Raw genomic sequence first — 15,807 nt, forward strand, 5'->3', positions numbered from 1 at the left:
CGGCACCACACGACCAAGCAGACGACGTCGGCGCACCACGCCGGCGTCGCCGTTTGCGCGCACGCGCTTTGCGTCCTCGGCGGCATTGGTCAAGAATCGACCTTCCTCACCGCCGGTCGCCTCCATGCCGCTCCGCATCGCATTGTCTGCCTGCTTGCTCGCCCTGGTGCTCCCCGCCGCCGCACAGGCGGCCTATCGCAGCCCACAGCAGATTCTCGACGCCTCGCCCGCCAGCGCCTGGCGCGTGCTCGATCCCGATCGCACGCTGTATCTGGAACTGGATAGCGGGCGGGTCATCATCGAGTTGGCGCCGCAGTTCGCGCCCGCCCACGTGGCCAACATCCGCACGCTGGCGCACGAGCGCTTCTGGGACGGTTTGAGCATCTACCGCTCGCAGGACAATTTCGTCGTGCAGTTCGGCGACCCAGATGGTGAGACACCGGACAAGGCCAAGTCGCTGGGTTCGGCCAAGACCCATCTTCCCGCCGAATTCGAGCGCAGCTCCCAGGGCCTGGATTTCCAGCGCCTGCCCGACAGCGATGGCTGGGCGCCTCAGGTGGGCTTTGTCGATGGGTTCCCGGTGGGCCGCGATGGAGCGAACGGCAAGACCTGGCTGGCGCATTGCTATGGCACCCTGGGCGCGGGCCGCAACAATGACGAAGACAGCAGCATCGGTGCCGAGCTATACGTGGTCACCGGCCAGTCGCCGCGTCAGCTGGACCGCAACATCACCGTGGTCGGGCGCGTGGTGAAAGGCATGGAGCTGCTGAGCGTGATTCCGCGCGGCCCCGATCCGATGGGCTTCTACCAGGACCCAGCGCAGCGCACGCCGATCCGCGCGATCCGCCTGGCCAGCGAGCTACCGCCACCCGAGCGCACCCCGCTGCAACTCCTGCGGACCGACAGCGAGACCTTCCGCGAAGTGGCCGAAGCCCGTCGCAACCGCAAGGACGATTTCTACAAGCGCCCGGCCGGCCATATCGACCTGTGCAACGTCCCGCTGCCGGTGCGCACGCCGCCGGCTTCCTGAGTGACTCAACGCGCGCGCTGGCTGAAGGCGACGCTGCCCAGGATCAACATGCCTGCCAGCAACATGCTCCAGGTCAAGGACTCGCCGAGCAGGGCCCAGGCCAGCAAGGCGCCGAACACCGGGACCAGATAGGTCACGGTGGATGCACGCGCCGGGCCAATGCGTTGGATCAGGCGGTAATACATCAGGAACGCCAGCCCGGTGCAGACGACACCCAGGGCTGCCGCGCTCGCCCAGGCCGCCGCCGGTACAGGGTTCGCCGGCCACTGCCAACAGGCCAGCGGTGCCAGCAGCACTGCGCTGCAACCCAGCGTGGCCGCCGCCGACGCCGCTGGCGGCAAGTCGCCCATCTGGCGTTTGACCAGGTTGTAGCCGACGCCATAGAGCAGCGACGCGGTTGCGCCGGCCAATGCCGCCGGCCCAACGCTCAGCCCGGCCGACTTGCCGGTGGCCAGCACCAGCACACCGACGAAGCCGACCAGCAGTGCCAGCGTGCGGCGCGTACCGATCCGCTCGCCGAAACAGACGAAGGCGACCAGCGCAGTGAACAGCACCGTCATCGCGTTGCAGATCGCACCGATCGCCGCCGGCGCGTGTTGCGCCCCCCAGGCGAACAACAGGAACGGCAGTGCCGAGTTAAGCGCGCCGATCAAGGCCAGGGTCGGCCAACGCCGCGCAGGAAAGCGCGCCCGCGCCAGCCACAGGAACGGCAGCAGCACCAACGTGCCCAGTGCCAGGCGGATCTCCACCAATGCCACTGCGCCGAACTGCGGCGCCGCCACCCGCATGAACAGGAACGAGCATCCCCACACCATGCCGAGGAAACCGAGCTCGAGCGGCGTGCGCCAATCGCGGGTCGCCGCTGGCAGTTGCGCCTCCGGTTGCGCGCTCATGCGCATCCTCGTGGCTGATCGCGCAGCGGCTGGCAACAAAGGCATCCAAGGAGAGCAGCGCAGGCGTGCATGACGCGACCGAGGCGAGAAGAGGGACAAAGCATCGGCGCTGAACGCAACGCCGACAAGCGCGTAGTATCGGAGTGAGCCACAAATCTCACTCATGCCTGATGAATCTGCGTCCGACCCTGTTGCCGGCGCTGGGGGTGTTCGCCGCCGCCGCGCGCCACCAGAACTTCGCCCATGCGGCCGCCGAGCTGCACCTGACCGCCAGCGCGGTCAGTCACCACGTGCGCAAGCTGGAAGCTCTGCTCGGCGCACCGTTGTTTCAGCGCCAGGCGCGCGGGGTCAAGCTCACCGCCGAAGGGCGCCAACTGGCCGATGCCGCCAGCGCCGCGCTGGCCGACATCGCTGCGGTCGCCGGCAACCTGCATCCGCGCGAAGATGCGATTCCGCTGCGGGTGACCACGCTGCGCTCGCTGTCCTATTGCTGGCTGCTGCCGCGCCTGCCGCGTTTTTGCCAGGCGCATCCGCATATCCGCCTGGACCTGCAGTCGGATGCGGCGTTCTCGCGATTCGAGGAAGGCGGCCCGGACCTGGGCATTCGCTATGGCCAAGGTGGCTGGCCCGGACTGACCGCGCATCACCTGATGGACGACGAATTGTTTCCGGTGGCGTCGCCTTCGCTGGTGGAGGTCGCCACCCTGCGCACACCGGCGCAGATCGCCCGGCTGCCGTTGCTGGCGGACATGTCGCCGCAGGGCTGGCGCGATTGGTTCCGCGCCGCACAGGTGCGTGGCCTTGTCCTGCCGCCAATGCATACCTTCAACGACAGTACCGATGCGATGCGCGCGGCCGTTTACGGACTGGGGGCCGTGCTCGCCCGCACCCACATCGCGCAGCCTTATCTGCAGCGCTACGAGCTGGTGCGCCTGCCCGGCCCGGTGCTGAAGGCGCGCTACGCCTATTACATCGTGCACCCCAGCCATCGCGTGCTCAGCCCGGCAGCGTCCTTGTTCATCGACTGGCTCAAGCGCGAGGCACTGGACCCGCGCACACCAATGCCGGCATTGCCCGCCGAGTTGCGGGCCCTGCCCAGCGATGCGGCACGCCCGCTGCGGCCACCACGCCGAGCGCGGACATGACCGCGCCGCACGGATCACCAGCCCGAGGTCTGTCTGCCTGCCGGGCGATGACAGGGTTCGACGTCCCCCGCCAATCCATTTCCGCAGCGGCTTGCGCAGCACGGACGTGGGAGCGCACACGGCATTGCCGTGGCGTGCCGCTAACCGACCCGCGATCATGCAGAAGCACGCAGTGCTTGACACCCGATCCACTGCAGGTCATTAATTAGCTAATTCGTTAATTAGCTAATCCCCATGTCCATCGATCGCATCTTCGAAGCCCTGGCCTCGCGGCCACGGCGCGAGATTCTGGCCTATCTGTCGGCGCAGGAGCTGACTGCCGGGCAGATCGGCGAACGCTTCGCGATGAGCGCGCCGGCCATCTCGCGGCACCTGTCGGTCCTGGCCGCAGCCGGTTTGGTAAGCAGCGAGCGTCGCGGTCAGTTCGTGGTCTATCGGCTGACCCCCGACAACATGGTCAACACCCTCACCGGCTTCGCTTTCGAGGTCTGCCCGACCGCTGGGCCGCTGCAACGCGAATCGCGCAAGCTCGCCAAAAAAGTGCGCTGAGCATCTCTTCTCGACCGCAAGGAGTTGCAATGGCTTGGCAACGGATCGTCACCGAACGCAGCTTCCCCCGTGTGAGCCTACCCTCCCATAGCGGCGGCAGGCCGGTGGAAGTGGTGCTGGTCGCCCAACTCGGTGCCGGCGCCGGCGACAGCCTGATCGCCCAGGCCGGCGCCCGCCAGCAATGCCATCCGGCCCACCACGATGCGCTGGACGAGCCATCCGCACAGTTGTCGGCGCCGGATATCGCGCATGGCGATCCTGCCTCGCTGTTCTCCTTCGCGGTCGGTCCGCATGGTCATCCGTTCCACTGCCATGCCGGCCATCGCCTGTTCACCGCAGTCACCGGCAGCGCCGGCGCCCGCTTGCGTTTTTCGACTGTCTCGTCCGGGCAGTTGCAGCAGGATCCGCGCGCGTTCCTCGATGCCCTGGTGCAGGTCGACGTGCCTGGCGACAGTTTGTTCACCGTGCGCTTCGCCGGCGGCACCTGGCATCAATTCGTCCCCGCCGATGGCCATGGGCACAGCGCTTTGTTCGCCCTCTCCTGCCATCCGGACGAAACCGGCGGCGTCCTGAGCGCCGAGCAACGCGAGTTGGTCGCGCAGGGCCAGGCCACCATCGCCAGCCTGACCGAGGTGCTGCCACCGGCGGTCGAAGCGCTGCTGCAACACGCCGACCTCCGCAGCGACGCGGTTCCAACGGTCACACTGTCGCTGGTCGACGTGCCCGACAGCCCCTGGCAGCGCGCGCGTGCGGCGATCCGCCGCCACTGCGGTCGGGTGCGACAGCTGCTGGCCCGTCTGCCGCTGCGCGGATCGATCGCCACCCAGGTCCGGTTGCCGACGATCGAGATGTTGCCGCAGGTGCCGCCCACTGCCGTGCTGCCCGGCCATCTGCCCGGGCCGGTGCATTTCCAGGATGCCCACCGCATGCAGCTGGATCTGCGCCAGCTGCGCGCCGACACGCCGCATGGCGTGCTGGTCGACCTGCTGCAAGCCTTTATCGCGTCGCCACCACGCGGCGTCAGCAGCCTGATGCGCCTGCGCAATGCGCTGGTCGCGCCGCTGGGCCTGCGTACCTCGCCGCTGGGCTGCCCGGTGTCCTCGTTGCTGGATCCGGCATCGCCCCAGTTGTTCGCCGGCCGCTTTCCTGTGCTCGGCCAACAGCGCGATACCGACGGCCGTGGCGTACAGGTCGTCCTGGGTGCCGACGACAAGCATCTGCGATTCCGCAGCACGATTGGGATCCGGCGCATGGACGATCATCGCATCGTGCTGACCGTCGCCACTCAGGTTTGCTGCCGCAACCTGTTCGGCTGGCTGTACATGGCGGCGATTCATACCACCCACCGCCGCTATGTCATGCCGCGCATGCTGCAAGCGGCGGTGCCGCATCTCTACACGGCGGCCGCGGCGGTCCCGGTCGGACAGTGGCAACCGGCCTGAGCACCGCCATCACCTTGTCTTGTCCTGTGGCTGCCTAGGCTCTGTGGCCTGTTCACCACTGTAGGACTCCGCCATGCCGACACTTCGCATGCGTATCACCGGTACCGACGACGATGCCCGTGCCATCGCCAACCTGCTGCAGAGCATCGAAGGCATCGAGCACGTGGAAGAAGTGGACGACCTGATGCCGCACCTGGACGACGACGACTCCAGCTCGGCAGGCCTGTCCGACGACGAAGGCCCGGGCACCCATGAGTTCGAGGTGGAGGCCGGCAATGCCGCCACCGCGCAAAAGGTGCGCGATGCGGTGCAGGAACTGTCGCTGGAACTGGACGTATTCGTCGAATTCGAGCAGGACGAAGGCTGACTCTGCTGACGTCGGCGACAGCGAACGCTGCGCCAACGCCGCGTCCGCCAGCGCGATCGCGATCCTCCGCTACTGCTGCCCCACGTCGGCGGTAGCATGCGCCATTGCAGTGGCTGGCACCGTGGATCGTGTGTCCCTGCGGGCCACACAGATCCAGCTCCGACAGGCCGCGGTCACCGACACCCATATGCGCATGACCGATGTTTTAGATCCTGGCCCTCGCTGACCAGCGCAATGCCGCCGTGCGGGCGATGCCGGTGGGCGACGTCATGCTGGTCGATTGATACCTCCGCGACCGGCGAAGGTGCAGCCCGCGGCCTGCCCGCCTATGCTGTCGGTTTGCCTCCCCGGGAGTTTCGATGCGTCATCGTTTGCTCGTCCTCGCCCTGTTCGCCGGCCTGGCTGGCTGCCAACCCTCCGCCCCTCCTACCGCCGCTGCGCCTGCGGATGCGCCCCAAGCCACCGCTGCCGACAGCGCCGATGCGCGCTTTGCCGCGCTGTCCAAGCGCGCGCTCGATCGCTGGATGCAGCTATCGCCGGTGACCGCCACCCAGACCGGCGATCATCGCTTCGACAGCGAGCTCGACGATCTCAGCCCAGCCGGACGCGCGGCCGCCCTGCAAGCCAACAAGCAACTGCTGGCGGAACTGGACAAGCTCGAGCTCGCCAAACTCTCGCGCGAGAATCAGGTCGATGCCGCCATCCTGCGCAACCAGCTGCAATCGGAGATCTGGAACAGCGAGGTGCTGCAGAGCTGGGCCTGGGATCCGCAGGTCTACAACAGCCTGGCCGGCAGCGCGCTGTACGGCCTGATGGCACGCGAATTCGCGCCGCTGCCGGAACGGCTGAGCGCGGCGACCCAGCGGATGGAGAAGATCCCTGCCCTGCTGGCGCAGGCGCGCGCGAACCTCGATCCGGCGCGGGTGCCGAAAATCCACGCCGAGACGGTCGCCAAGCAAAACAAGGGCATCCTCAGCATCGTCGACACCTTGATTGCGCCCAATATCAGCCAGCTCGGGCCGATCGAAGCAGCGCGCGCGCAGGCCGCCATCGACACGCTCAAGAAGGCGGTCGCCGAGCAACAAACCTGGCTGGACACCGTGCTGGTGCCCAATGCCAAGGGCGACTTCCGCATCGGTGCGGAAAAGTACGATCAAAAGCTGAAATTCGCACTGTTGTCGTCGCTGTCGCGCGCCGACATCAAGCAGCGTGCCGAGTCCGAACTCAAGCGCGTGCGTAGCGAGATGTACGGCGTCGCGCGCACGGTGCTGAAGGACAAGCCGGGCGCACCGAAACTGCCCGCCTCGCCGAACGATGCGCAGCAGCAGGCCGCGATCGAGGCGGCGTTGGAGCTGGCGTATGCCGACAAGCCGGCACGCGACAAGGTGGTCGAGCAGGCCAAGGCCGCGTTGGCGCAATCGACCGAGTTCGTCCGTCAGAAGGATTTGATGACGCTGCCGGATGCGCCGGTGGACATCATCCTGATGCCGGAATTCCAGCGCGGCGTGGCGGTGGCGTATTGCGATTCGCCGGGCCCGCTCGACAAGAACCTGAAGACCTTCTATGCGGTGTCGCCGATTCCCGACGACTGGAACGATCAGCAGGTCGACTCGTTCCTGCGCGAATACAACACCCGCATGATCCACCTGCTCAGCATCCACGAGGGCACGCCGGGTCACTATCTGGAAGGCTGGCATTCGGCCAAGTTCCCGTCCACGCTACGCGCGGTGCTGCGCTCGGGCATGTTTGCCGAAGGCTGGGCGGTGTATACCGAACGCATGATGCAGGAGCAGGGATATCTGGATAACGACCCGCTGTTCCACCTGGTGCAGCTGAAGTTCTACCTGCGCACCATTGCCAATGCCATCCTCGATCAGGGCGTGCATGTGGACGGCTGGGATCGCGACAAGGCGATGCACCTGATGACCCACGACGCCTTCCAGCAGGACAGCGAAGCAGCCGGCAAGTGGGTGCGTGCGCAGTTGTCTTCGGCGCAGTTGCCGACCTATTTCGTCGGCGTGCAGGAACATCTGGATACGCGCAAGGCGGTGCAGGACAAGCTGGGGGACGCGTTCCAGCTGAAGGCCTATCACGACCAGGTGCTGTCCTATGGTGCGCCGCCGGTGCGCTTCGTGCGTGAGTTGATGCTGGATCAGCCGATTGAGTAGGTGAGGGTTGGGGCTCGGGACCCGGGACTCGGGACTCGGGACCCGCAAGAGCGCTGCCGCTGATCGACGTGGAGGCAAGCCTCGGGTGAGGGGCTTGCCAGTCGGCAGCGCGCGTCGTGCATCCTGCGATAACGCAACGTTTGTGCAGCGCTGCCGCCGCCGAGTCGGCCCTACTCCACCGCGACGAAGCCGCCGGTCTGCCGCGCCCACAGGCGGGCATACAAGCCGTTCCTGGCAATCAGTTCGGCGTGGGTGCCGGTTTCGACGATGCGGCCGGCATCCATCACCACCAGGCGATCCATGCGCGCGATGGTGGAGAGTCGGTGCGCAATGGCGATGACCGTCTTGCCGCCCATCAAGGCATCCAGGCTGTCCTGGATCGCGGCCTCCACTTCCGAATCCAGCGCCGACGTCGCCTCGTCCAGCACCAGGATCGGCGCATCCTTGAGCAGCACGCGGGCGATGGCGATGCGTTGGCGCTGGCCGCCGGACAACTTGACGCCGCGCTCGCCGACATGTGCGTCGAAACCGCGCCGCCCTTCGCCATCCACCAGCGCGTCGATGAAATCCTCCGCGCGTGCCTTGCGCACCGCGTCGAACATCTGCGCCTGGCTGGCATCCGGCCGCCCGTACAGCAGGTTGTCGCGAATCGAGCGATGCAACAACGAGGTGTCCTGAGTGACCAGGCCGATCTGGCCCCGCAGGCTTTCTTGCGTCACCTGAGCGATATCCTGGCCGTCGATCAGGATGCGGCCGCTTTCCAGGTCGTACAGCCGCAGCATCACGTTGACCAGGGTCGACTTGCCGGCGCCAGAGGGACCGACCAGGCCGATCTTCTCACCAGGCCGCACCCGCAGATCCAGGCCGGCGATCACCCCGCCACGCTTGCCGTAGTGAAAGTGGATGTCCTGGAAGACGACCTCGCCCTGCTGCACCTGCAACGGCATGGCCGCGGGAGCATCCTGCACCACGATCGGCTGCGAGATCGTCTGCATGCCGTCCTGCACGGTGCCGATGTCCTCGAAGATGCCGTTGACCGTCCACATGATCCAGCCGGACATGTTGTGGATGCGAATCACCAATCCGGTCGCCAGGGTGATCGCCCCCACGCTGATCTGCCCCCGGCTCCACAGCCACAGCGCCAGCGCGCAAGTACCCACGATCAAAAAGCCGTTGGCGATGGCGATGGCAGTGTCCATCGCCGTGGTCACCCGCGTCTGCCGCCGATGCTTGACCGCCAGTTCGTCGATGGCGTCGCGCACATACGCCTCTTCGCGGCGCGCATGCGAGAACAGCTTGAGCGTGGCGATGTTGGTATAGCCATCGACGATCCGCCCGGTGGCTTTCGAGCGCGCGTCCGAGGCGATCCAGGCGCGTGTCTTCATGCGCGGCACGAAGTAGGCCATCAAGCTGACGTAGACCACCAGCCACAACAGCAACGGCGCCATCAGCCAGGGGTCGGCCTGGGCGAATAGCCACAACGCGCTGCCGGTATAGACCACGATGTACCACAGCGCATCGACCATCTGCACGGCCGATTCGCGCAGCGAAGTGCCGGTCTGCATCACCCGATTGGCGATGCGCCCGGCGAAGTCGTTGTTGAAGAACCCCAGGCTTTGCCGCACCACGTAGTTGTGCATCAGCCAACGCGCGCGATTGCTCAAGCCGGGCACGATCGCCTGGTTGACCAACAGGTTGTGCAATCCGGTGAAGGCCGGTCGCGCCACCAGGGTGATGGTCGCCATCCACAGCAGCTCGCCGGCATGGCGCACGAAGAAGTCCGGCCCAGGCCGCTCGGTCAGCATGTCGACGATGCGGCCCAGGAAGTCGAACATCGCCACTTCCACCAGCGCCAGCAGCAGCCCGGCCAGCAGCGTGGCCAACAGCACCGGCCACAGCGGCCGCAGGTAATGCAGATAGAAGCGCCAGACGCTACGCGGTGGCATCTGCCGCTCGATCGGCGGGAAGATATCGATCAGGGATTCGAACCAGCGGAACATGGCGCATCGATGCTGAAACGGTGTGCCATGCTAGCCCATCGGGTGTGCACTCACGGTTGCGTCGCCGCTGCGCCGGCAGCCGGCGCGGCAATGCCCGCGGGTGCTGGCGTCCCGGCCAGATCCGGCAGACCGACATGCAAGCGCAGGATGCGCCGCAATTCCAGGATCGCCGCAGGCCGTTCCTGCACGCTGTGGCCGGCGACGATCACCGTCTCGGACTGCGCACCCTCCAGATGCGCGCTGCGGTAGGGCACCAACCCATCGCTGGCGTCGGCCAGCGGCCCCCGCGCGTTACGGCGCGCGATGATCGAATGAAACGGTACGGCCGGCTGAATGCTGAGAGCGGCCGCGGCCTGGATGAACGGATCGGTGTCGCGCAGATTGTCCAGGCTGGTCGGCAGCCGACCAGGACGCGCGCCGGCCAGCGCGGCGACATCGGCGTAGCGCTGCCGCAAGGCCGCCGGCAGCTCGATCAGCGCGCGCAGCATGCCGACCAAGGCACCATTGGCCACCGGCGTCCCGCGTTGCGGCGCGGCGATGAACACCGCCCGCCCCACTGCCGGCATTGGCTCGAATTCAAGCAAGGGACCCAACTTGCGCCGGACCAGTGCGGCCTCTGCGCTGCCGGCCGGCAGGTCGCCGAACAACCGCTGCCAGAGCGCATCGCCGTGACTGGAGGACACCATCAGCCGCGCCAGTATGCCGCCCATGCTGTGCCCGACCAGCACCATGTCATGCGATGCGGCATGGGTGCCAGCGGGATCGAACCGCCGCAGCGCCTGCTCGATCGTGCGCCGCAGGGCGAGATGGGTATAGGGCAACGGCAGGTTGGTCGGGTAGTACGCCAACCAGATCTGGTAGCGCGCCCGCAATGCGGCATCGCCGAGGATCTCGTTGGCCACATTGACCCAAGCATCGGGACTGCTGACCAGGCCATGCAGCAGCAAGAGCACACGGCGATTCGGATCGTAGGGCTGCAGCATGAACACCTGCGGCCCGTGACTGCCCTGCCCCAGATCGAAGAAGTTCTGCACGCTCCGCTGGGCGAAGCCGGCACGCGCCAGCCAGACGCCATAGCCGGCAGTGAAGTTGCCCGCCAACGGCACCTGGTAGGCACCGAAGCGCGCGCTGACGTCGTGCAGGGGATCGAGCGCTTCCAGCGTCACCTCGGCGCTGCCGAGGACATCGGCCAGACGGTCGCCGTGGAAGCGCAGCACGACGGTGACGTTGGGCGTCTGCATGTCCACGACCGTTCCCGGCACGATATCCGCGCTGTCGGCCATCTCCGCGGTCGCGGCAGGCGGCACGATGGCCGATGTCGGCGGCAGCACCGCGACCATTGCAGTGCCGAAGCCATCGCGGCGATAGACGTTGCGCAGCCCGCCGAACCGCAGGCTGGTCGCCGGCAGCAGGGCCTGCGGCTTGGGCAACTGCGCCGGTGGCCCCAGCGCGGCAGTCTGCAAGGTGATCCGCCATGGCGCCGGTGCCGGTAACGCGGCGGCACCGCCCAGGCCGGCGGCGCGCGTGGGCAAGCGCTGGAACACTGCGGCAACGATCCGCTCGGTGGCGTAGTTGTAGTAGTCGCGTATCTGCGTCTGCCGATCCTCGAAGGCGCGCTCGTTGGGCGCGCGCTCGCTGAAGAACAGATAGGCGTAGGCGTAGCGCGCGCTACGCAACCAGGCATCCAGTGCGGCATCCGACCCGCCAGCGCCGCTGCCGGCGCTGGCCTTCAAGGCCTGCAGCAACGCGAGTTCTGCCGCCGCCGACAGGCGCTGCTCCTGGGTCAGCCCCGTGCTGTCCAACAAGCGCTGCACGCACGCAGCGGAATCGCGCTCGCACCTGGCGCGGTCGATGCCCAGCACCTGCAGACTCTCCACCGTCGCCTGGCCAAGCCGGCCATTGTGCAAGGCGTCGTCGCGCAAGCTCTGTCGATAGGCCGTTGGCGACAGCGGGGTGACCGTGACCATCGCGCAACCGCTGCTGGCCATGCCGGCGAACAGGCAGAGCAGCGCGCATAGGTCACGCCGCCTCATGCGGTGGCCTCCGTGCGCGCGGGAACGCGCATCCCGAACAGCAGGTCGTACAGGATCGGGATCAGCCCCAGCGTCACCAGTGTGCCCAGCGCCAGCCCGCCGATCATGGTGATGGCCATACCTGTCCACAACGGACCGGCGAACAGCATCAACGGAACCAACCCGACGATGCAGGTGAGCTTGGTCATCACGATCGGCCGCAGCCGCTTGACCGCTGCCGCCACGACCGCCTCGCGCCGCGGCAAGCCGGCGGCCAGTTCGGCATCGATGCGTTCCAGCAGCAGTACCGCGTTGTTGACGATGATGCCTGCCAACGCCAGCAAGCCGAAGGTCGCCATGAAGCCGAATGGATAGCCGGTGACCAACAAGGCCAGTGCCGCGCCGATCAGCACGAACGGCACCGCCGACAACACGATCAACACCTTGCGGAAGGAGTTGAACTGCCACACGAACAGCAGCAGGATCGCGCCCAGCGCATGCGGCATGTATTGCAGCAACGCCTGATTGGCTTCGGCCGAGTCCTCGATCTCGCCGCCGATCTCCAGGCGATAGCCCGGCGGCAGCTTGAGCGCGGCCAACGGTCCGCTCAGCTGATCGACGATCTCGCTGGCGGTCAGGTGCGGATTGTGCGCGGTCACGGTGATCGCGCGGCTCAGGTTGCGCCGCATGATCGCCGACGGTTCGCTGTCGCGCTCGAGCGTGGCAATCGCTGCCAGCGGTAGCGGCGCACCGCCGGACTGCGGATAGACCAGGGTGTCGGCCGGACTGCCGCCTGCCGCACGCTCGGCCGCGCTGCCGCGCAACACGATCGGCGCGCTGCTGCCGTCGTCGCGGATCAGCGACGCATCCATGCCGCTGTAGCGCAGCTGCAACGCCTGGGCCACGTCCTGGCTGGTGATGCCAGCACGCCGCGCCTTGAGCTGGTCCAGCCGCACCACATAGCGTGGGATCCGCATCTGCCAGTCGTCCTGCACGTCCACCGTGCCCGGTAGCGCGCGCAGGGCCTTGGCGATGAACGCCGCACTGCTGCGCAGCACGGCCTCGTCCGGCCCGACCACCCGATAGACCGCCATGCCGGCTTCGGTCGCACCGAGCGAGAAGCGCTTGGGTTCGGCACGGACGCTGGGATAGTGGCCACGCACATAGGCGCGCACGCGGGCGATGACCGCATCGATATCGGTGTCCGGCCGCACGCCGACGGTGAAGTAAGCACTATTGGCGGCAGGCAGCGGCGGGTTGAGTCCCAGCACGATGCGCGGGCCACCATCGGCCACGTAGCCAATGCTGTTGACCACCTCGGGATTGGCGCGCCGATCGGCCAGCCACCGGCTGAGCGCCTGCACGGTGTGCAAGGTCTCGCGTGCATCGCTGCCCGGCTCCAGCGTCACCGGCATCTGGAACTGCAGGCGGTCGGACTTGGGCAGGAAGTCGTAGGGAATGCTGGCCAACACCGTGACCGCCCCCGCCAGCAGCAACGACATGGTCGCGATGAAGATCAGCTTGTGCTGCAGCAAGCGTTCGATCAGGCGGCGGTAGCCACGATAGAAACGCGACTCGCCCTGCGCGGCGTGGGTCTCGGCATGGGCCTTGGCGAAATACATGCACAGCAGCGGAGTGACGGTGATGCTCAACAGCCATGAACCCAACAGAGTCACGCCCAGCACGATGGCCAGCGAGCGCAGATACTCGTTGGTACTGGTCTGACCAAAGAAGAACGGCGAGAACGCCAGCACGATCACCAACGAGGACGTGAGCAGCGGGATGGCCAGGCTGCGGCCGGCCTCGATGCAGGCCTGGCGACGCTCCTCGCCTGCCATCAAGCGGCGCTCGATGTCCTCGGCGATGACGATGCCGTTGTCCACCAGCAGGCCCAGCGCCAGGATGATGGCGGCGATCGAGACGGTCTGCAGCTCCACGTCCAGCGCACGCATGACGATCAGCGCACCGAGGATGGTCAACGGCACGATCGCGCCGACGATCAATCCGGTGCGCCATCCCAGGAACAGCATCACCACCGCCATGACGATCACGATGGTCTCGCCCATGACGTGATGCATCTTGCCCATTTCGCGCTCGACCACGTCGGCCTGAAAACTCACTTCGTGTTGCGAGAAGCCGGCCGGCAACAGCTGCGCGGTCTCGCCCAACTTGGCGCGCAACGCCTTGCCGAACGCAGCGACATTGCTGCCGGGCTTCATCGACACCGACAGCACCACGGCCGCTTGCCCCTGATAGAACGCTGCGCTGTCCGGCGGATCGGCCGGCAGCACATCGACCTTGGCGATCTCGCCCAGCGCCACTTCGCGCGGGCCATTGGCGGCGGCAGTGGGCAGGGTCAACAGCAGCCGACGCAGCTGATCGGGCGTGCGCACCTCGCCCGAGGTGTCCACCGTCAGCGCCAGTCCGCCCACCGCGACCTGGCCGCCCGGGTCGACCACGTTCTGTGCACGCAACTGCGCCGCCACGCTGGCCGGGCTGAGGCCGGTGGCGAGCAGGCGCGCACGGTCGAAGGAAACGTAGACGCGGTCTTCCTGCAATCCGTACAGCGACACCTTGGCGACGCCGGGCACGGTGTACAGCTGCTCGCGCATGCGCCGCAGCGGGCCGCGCATCTCACTCATCGAAAAGCCTGGCGCAGTCACCGCGATCGAGGCCACCGACACGCGCCCGAAATCATCGTCCACCAGCGGACCCAGCGTGCCGGCCGGCAACTGTGCGCCCGCCTCGCCCGCCTTGGCGCGCACCTGTTGCCACAGCGCGCCCAGGTCCTTGACGTCGTCGTAGGCGGTCAACTGCAGGATCGCGCTGCCCGGGCGCACCGTGGTGACGATGCGCTTGATGCCCGCCAGCTCACGCAAACGTTCCTCGGTAGGACGTGCCAGCAGTTCTTCCACCCGCTCGCTCGGCATACCCGGATAGGCCACCGAGACCAGCACGTCGCGGATCGTGACCGAGGGTTCTTCCTGCGAAGGAAAGCCCAGGAAGGCCACCACACCGCCAACCAGAATCAAGAGCGCGGCAAACAGCGTCAGCCGGCTCGATCGCAATGCCCAATCGGTCAATTTCATGGCAGCCGTGCTCCGCTCAGTCGGGTCTGTGTCTGGAACGGAGTCGCGGCCTGGCCGTCGCTCAGGAACCCGACGCCTGCGCAGACCACTTGTTCGCCGGCCTTGAGCCCACGCAGGATCTGGATACGTTCACCGGCAATCGCACCCAGCTCGACCGCCCGTTCGACGACCACGCCGCGCGCCGCCTGGTAGACGAAGACGCTGGCGTTGCGGCGATTCAGACGTGGCAGCACCGCCGTCAGCGGCACGCTCGGCAGGGCCGCGCCCGATGGTGCCGGCAGCTGCAGCAGCACGCTGTCACCGCTACGCGGCGATGCAGCGTTGGCCGACACGATGTCCAGGATCGCCGGCACGGTGGCGCCGTTGTCCAGACGCGTGGCGACGCTGCGCACACGCAGGCTCACCGCCCCCGCCGTCGCGCCCTCCAGCGTCCCCTGCAAGGTCTGCCCGCTGGTCAACGTGGCGGCGGTGTCGGCCGGCAGGTTGGCGAGCAGCTGCAGCTGCCCCTGCCCGTCCAGCTGCAACACCGGCTGGCCTGCAGCGACCTCGGCTTGCGGCTGCTGCAGACGCGCCACGACGCTGCCATCGAATGGCGCACGCAGCTCGCCCAGGCGTCCGGCCCGACGCGCCAGTGCCAGATCCGCCTGCGCACTGCGCAACTGCGCCTGTGCTGCATCAGCGGCGGCCTGCGCGGCGGTCAGGCTTGCCTGCGACGCCGCGCCATCGGCGAACATCGCCTGTTGCTGGCGCAGCTGCAATTGCCGCTCGCCCACTTGCGCCAGCGCCGCGCGCACGCTGGCGTCGGCCTGCTGCGCGCGCAGCTGCAGTGGCTCCGGATCCAGGCGCGCCAACACCTGACCGCGTTGCACGCGATCGCCCACGTCCACCAGCAACTCGGCGATGCGGCCGCCGCTTTCGAAGGCGAGCTCGGCGCGTTGCGCCTGCCGCACCTGAGCCGGCAGCTGCAGGCCGGCAGCAGCCGAGGCACCGAAGCGTTCCAGTTTCACTGCCCGTGGCACGTCGGCCACCGGCGAGGCGGTGCGGCTGCAGGCGGCGACCAGCAGCACAACCAACACTCCGCCCAGCACACATCCCATCCTGTTCATCGGTGT

General features: G+C 67.3%; 11 protein-coding genes. 6 read left to right on the plus strand and 5 right to left on the minus strand.

Going from position 1 to position 15,807, the window contains the following annotated elements; translation table 11 throughout:
* The first annotated feature begins 124 nt into the window (after window positions 1-124).
* Complete coding sequence (locus CKY51_RS04895; protein ID WP_022973975.1) at window positions 125-1,030, plus strand: peptidylprolyl isomerase; 906 nt, start codon at window positions 125-127, stop codon at window positions 1,028-1,030.
* Between the two features lie 5 nt (window positions 1,031-1,035).
* Here the strand turns inward: CKY51_RS04895 and CKY51_RS04900 are convergent, their stop codons facing one another.
* Complete coding sequence (locus tag CKY51_RS04900; protein ID WP_022973976.1) at window positions 1,036-1,923, minus strand: DMT family transporter; 888 nt, start codon at window positions 1,921-1,923, stop codon at window positions 1,036-1,038.
* A 170-nt stretch (window positions 1,924-2,093) separates the two neighbouring features.
* Between CKY51_RS04900 and CKY51_RS04905 the strand changes: the two genes are divergently transcribed.
* The 5 genes from CKY51_RS04905 to CKY51_RS04925 all read left to right on the plus strand — a co-directional run bounded on the left by CKY51_RS04905 (window position 2,094) and on the right by CKY51_RS04925 (window position 7,594).
* Window positions 2,094-3,068 carry a LysR substrate-binding domain-containing protein gene (locus CKY51_RS04905; RefSeq protein ID WP_022973977.1) on the plus strand — a complete coding sequence of 325 codons (975 nt, stop codon included), beginning with the start codon at window positions 2,094-2,096 and terminating at the stop codon, window positions 3,066-3,068.
* A 234-nt stretch (window positions 3,069-3,302) separates the two neighbouring features.
* Window positions 3,303-3,617, plus strand: coding sequence for a metalloregulator ArsR/SmtB family transcription factor (locus tag CKY51_RS04910; protein WP_022973978.1), 315 nt, complete (start codon window positions 3,303-3,305; stop codon window positions 3,615-3,617).
* Between the two features lie 113 nt (window positions 3,618-3,730).
* On the plus strand, window positions 3,731-5,059 hold the full coding sequence (locus CKY51_RS04915; RefSeq protein WP_081641443.1) for a DUF2867 domain-containing protein: 1,329 nt from the start codon (window positions 3,731-3,733) through the stop codon (window positions 5,057-5,059).
* A gap of 73 nt (window positions 5,060-5,132) precedes the next feature.
* On the plus strand, window positions 5,133-5,426 hold the full coding sequence (locus tag CKY51_RS04920) for a hypothetical protein (protein ID WP_022973980.1): 294 nt from the start codon (window positions 5,133-5,135) through the stop codon (window positions 5,424-5,426).
* A 359-nt stretch (window positions 5,427-5,785) separates the two neighbouring features.
* On the plus strand, window positions 5,786-7,594 hold the full coding sequence (locus tag CKY51_RS04925) for a DUF885 domain-containing protein (RefSeq protein ID WP_152248956.1): 1,809 nt from the start codon (window positions 5,786-5,788) through the stop codon (window positions 7,592-7,594).
* Window positions 7,595-7,764: 170 nt separating this feature from the next.
* Here the strand turns inward: CKY51_RS04925 and CKY51_RS04930 are convergent, their stop codons facing one another.
* From CKY51_RS04930 to CKY51_RS04945, 4 genes are read right to left on the minus strand one after another with little or no spacing between them, the layout of a single operon-like run.
* The gene (locus CKY51_RS04930) at window positions 7,765-9,594 is read right to left on the minus strand and encodes an ABC transporter ATP-binding protein (RefSeq protein WP_022973982.1); all 1,830 of its coding nucleotides are present in this window, start codon (window positions 9,592-9,594) and stop codon (window positions 7,765-7,767) included.
* A 50-nt stretch (window positions 9,595-9,644) separates the two neighbouring features.
* Window positions 9,645-11,627, minus strand: a complete 1,983-nt coding sequence (locus CKY51_RS04935; protein ID WP_022973983.1) for an esterase/lipase family protein — start codon at window positions 11,625-11,627, stop codon at window positions 9,645-9,647.
* A complete protein-coding gene (locus tag CKY51_RS04940; RefSeq protein WP_152248957.1) occupies window positions 11,624-14,695 on the minus strand; it encodes an efflux RND transporter permease subunit in 3,072 nt (1,023 codons plus the stop codon). The genes CKY51_RS04935 and CKY51_RS04940 overlap by 4 nt, the downstream gene beginning before the upstream one ends.
* Window positions 14,692-15,801, minus strand: a complete 1,110-nt coding sequence (locus tag CKY51_RS04945; RefSeq protein ID WP_031340625.1) for an efflux RND transporter periplasmic adaptor subunit — start codon at window positions 15,799-15,801, stop codon at window positions 14,692-14,694. The genes CKY51_RS04940 and CKY51_RS04945 overlap by 4 nt, the downstream gene beginning before the upstream one ends.
* Window positions 15,802-15,807 lie beyond the last annotated feature (6 nt).

This window comes from Xanthomonas maliensis, from assembly GCF_009192945.1.
GTDB lineage: Bacteria > Pseudomonadota > Gammaproteobacteria > Xanthomonadales > Xanthomonadaceae > Xanthomonas > Xanthomonas maliensis.

Bases quoted from the DNA above. Each gene is read 5' to 3' on its own strand.
- CKY51_RS04900 (WP_022973976.1), bottom strand. From the start codon at position 1,923: ATGAGCGCGCAACCGGAGGCGCAACTGCCAGCGGCGACCCGCGATTGG.
- CKY51_RS04910 (WP_022973978.1), top strand. From the start codon at position 3,303: ATGTCCATCGATCGCATCTTCGAAGCCCTGGCCTCGCGGCCACGGCGC.
- CKY51_RS04930 (WP_022973982.1), bottom strand. From the start codon at position 9,594: ATGTTCCGCTGGTTCGAATCCCTGATCGATATCTTCCCGCCGATCGAG.
- CKY51_RS04940 (WP_152248957.1), bottom strand. From the start codon at position 14,695: ATGAAATTGACCGATTGGGCATTGCGATCGAGCCGGCTGACGCTGTTT.
- CKY51_RS04945 (WP_031340625.1), bottom strand. From the start codon at position 15,801: ATGAACAGGATGGGATGTGTGCTGGGCGGAGTGTTGGTTGTGCTGCTG.
- CKY51_RS04920 (WP_022973980.1), top strand. From the start codon at position 5,133: ATGCCGACACTTCGCATGCGTATCACCGGTACCGACGACGATGCCCGT.
- CKY51_RS04905 (WP_022973977.1), top strand. From the start codon at position 2,094: ATGAATCTGCGTCCGACCCTGTTGCCGGCGCTGGGGGTGTTCGCCGCC.
- CKY51_RS04935 (WP_022973983.1), bottom strand. From the start codon at position 11,627: ATGAGGCGGCGTGACCTATGCGCGCTGCTCTGCCTGTTCGCCGGCATG.
- CKY51_RS04895 (WP_022973975.1), top strand. From the start codon at position 125: ATGCCGCTCCGCATCGCATTGTCTGCCTGCTTGCTCGCCCTGGTGCTC.
- CKY51_RS04925 (WP_152248956.1), top strand. From the start codon at position 5,786: ATGCGTCATCGTTTGCTCGTCCTCGCCCTGTTCGCCGGCCTGGCTGGC.